The sequence below is a fragment of the Alphaproteobacteria bacterium genome (assembly GCA_024244705.1).
Lineage (GTDB): Bacteria > Pseudomonadota > Alphaproteobacteria > JAAEOK01 > JAAEOK01 > JAAEOK01.
This window is the reverse complement of sequence record JAAEOK010000046.1, coordinates 1-652: the sequence shown is the minus strand read 5'-3', so window position 1 is coordinate 652 and position 652 is coordinate 1. Positions and strand designations below refer to the sequence as shown.

The 652-nt window shown below is 52.9% G+C and carries 1 protein-coding gene; it reads left to right on the top strand.

Annotated features, from left to right (window positions below):
* Positions 1-66 precede the first annotated feature (66 nt).
* A partial coding sequence (locus GY791_07625; GenBank protein MCP4328290.1) for a hypothetical protein occupies positions 67-652 on the top strand: 586 nt, incomplete at its 3' end.

The window sequence follows — 652 nt, the reverse complement described above, 5'->3', positions numbered from 1 at the left end:
CCGAAGCTCGCGGCCTTACTAACATTATCACTGGGAACATCTGAAGGCCCCCAGCACTCCATCATCATGGAGGAACTCGATGAGAGTGAAGAAGGCATTACAGCACGGGCAAAATTAGTCAGCCATTTCGAAAGGAGTGCGCAGGACCTCCGACTGGACATGCTCCTCAGCCAATGGGAACGTGAGGAGCTGCACGTAGGAGAGCACCCAGACATGCTGTTTGCAAGGCTGTCTTCGATTAATAGGAAGCTTACAGCACTGGGAGAAGGCTTCAGCAAGCAGATAACAATCAGGCGTTTTGTCTCTGCGATCGAGAGGCAGCAGGATCACCCGTACGAGGGAGCACTGCAGCAACATCGGGGCCAAATGATCAAGGGAGACCCCTACACGCTGGAAGAGTTACGTGAGTTCCTGGCGCACGTCTATACTTCCCAGACAACGAAAAGACCAGCGCCAGCTATGAAAGGGCTAGCAACTATTATGGAGTGCAAGCGCTACGGGAAAAGAGGGCACACCGAACAGCAGTGCTGGAAAAGCAAACAAGAAGGAACGAAGCCGAACACTAGTATAAAGAAGTGCTGGAAGTGCGGCAAGAGCGGGCACCTGAGACGAGACTGTAGAAGCGCAGGAACGTCGGAACATGGAATAGCTG